This window comes from Streptomyces sp. T39, from assembly GCF_008042045.1.
GTDB lineage: Bacteria > Actinomycetota > Actinomycetes > Streptomycetales > Streptomycetaceae > Streptomyces.
The window spans coordinates 1-1,446 of sequence record NZ_RDBP01000267.1 but is presented as its reverse complement, the minus strand read 5'-3'; the positions used below and the strand labels follow the sequence as shown (position 1 = coordinate 1,446).

The window sequence follows — 1,446 nt, the reverse complement described above, 5'->3', positions numbered from 1 at the left end:
CACATGATTGAGCTGGTCGTCCCCATTCCGCCGGACGGTCCCCGGGCGGCGGGGACCCGGCCCGGGGACCGTCCGGCGGAATGGGGACGACCAGCTCAATCATGTGTGCCTCACACGGTCGTGGCGGTGGGCTCCGGTGCGGTGCGGGCGCGTTCCCCGGTCCGCGGGGCCGCGTCCTTTCGGGAGCGCAGGGCGATGGCGGCGGCGATCGGGGAGAGCAGCGCCAGCCCCGCGCAGAGCAGCCAGGTACCGGTCACCCCGAGGTGGAGCGAGACCGGGGTGAACAGGGCCAGGGACAGGGGTGCCGCACCGATGCCGGAGAGGGCGAAGGTGGACATCGCGGCGCCCATCCGGCCGTCCGGGACGGCCTGTTGGTAGGCGGTGACCAGTGCCGGCCCGTTGAGGCCGGAGAGCAGCCCGACGGCGGCGGCGGTCCCGGCGAGGACGCCGGGCGAGGGGACGAGGGCCATGGCGCCCATGCCGGCGGCGAGTCCGGTCCCGGTGAGGACCAGTTTGACGTGGGACGGGATGTGGTGGGCGAGCGCGGCGCCGAGCGCGGCGGAGGCGAGCGCGCCGGCGCTGAACGCGGCCAGCACGAGGGCGACCGCGCCGATGCCCCACCCCTGTTCGGAGGCGCGCAGGGGCAGTGCCACCTCGGCCGGCCAGAGGAACGCGAGGTCCATGGCGAAGCAGGCGACGAACATCCACCGCAGCCTCGGGTGCCCGGCGAGCAGGCGGAAGCCGTCCCCCGAGCGGCGCACGAGGGAGGGCCCCTGCGCGGTCCGCTCGGGGCGGGCCATGCCGTGGGTGACGTGGGCGGCGCAGCCCAGCCAGACGGCGCAGCCGGCGGCCGCGGCGGCCATCGCGACGGGCAGGCCGCCGACCACCACGAGCCAGGCGCCGAGCGGTGATCCGGCGATGGGGGCGAGCCGCAGGACCATGGAGAACAGGGAGTTGGCCCGCCCGAGCTGGTCCTTCGGTGCCAGGTGCGGCAGGAGCACCCCGGACGCGGGACCGGTGAGACCGAGCAGGACGCCGTCGACGAGGGCGATCACCACGAGCGGCCACAGCGTCTCGGTGGTGGCGACGACGGCCGCCCCGGCCACCAGCACGGCGACCCGGACGCTCGTCGCGCGCAGCAGCACGGCGCGGGGGCCGAGCACGTCGGTGAGGGCTCCGCCGAACAGCAGGAGCAGGGCGCGCGGGACGGTGGCCGCGAGGGTCACGACGGTGACGGCGCCGCGGCCGCCGAGCTGGACCGCCGTCCAGCTCATGGCGATGAGCAGGGCGAAGCTGCCCGCCTGGACGGCGGCCTGGCCGGCGACGAGGCTGCTGACGCGACGCCAGTCGACGGCTGACTCGGAGCCGCCCGGTGTACCGGCGGCGGGGTTCGATCCCATGGGTTCGGCTTTCTGTGCTCGGTGACGGRGGGGGTGGGGCGGGGTC

1 protein-coding gene is annotated in these 1,446 nt (G+C 76.0%); it reads right to left on the bottom strand.

Going from position 1 to position 1,446, the window contains the following annotated elements; translation table 11 throughout:
* Positions 1–110: 110 nt before the first annotated feature.
* Positions 111–1,400, bottom strand: coding sequence for an MFS transporter (locus EAO77_RS38160; RefSeq protein ID WP_147992848.1), 1,290 nt, complete (start codon positions 1,398–1,400; stop codon positions 111–113).
* Positions 1,401–1,446: the final 46 nt, after the last annotated feature.

Coding starts and splice junctions, on each gene's coding strand:
- EAO77_RS38160 (WP_147992848.1), bottom strand. CDS start 1,400: ATGGGATCGAACCCCGCCGCCGGTACACCGGGCGGCTCCGAGTCAGCC.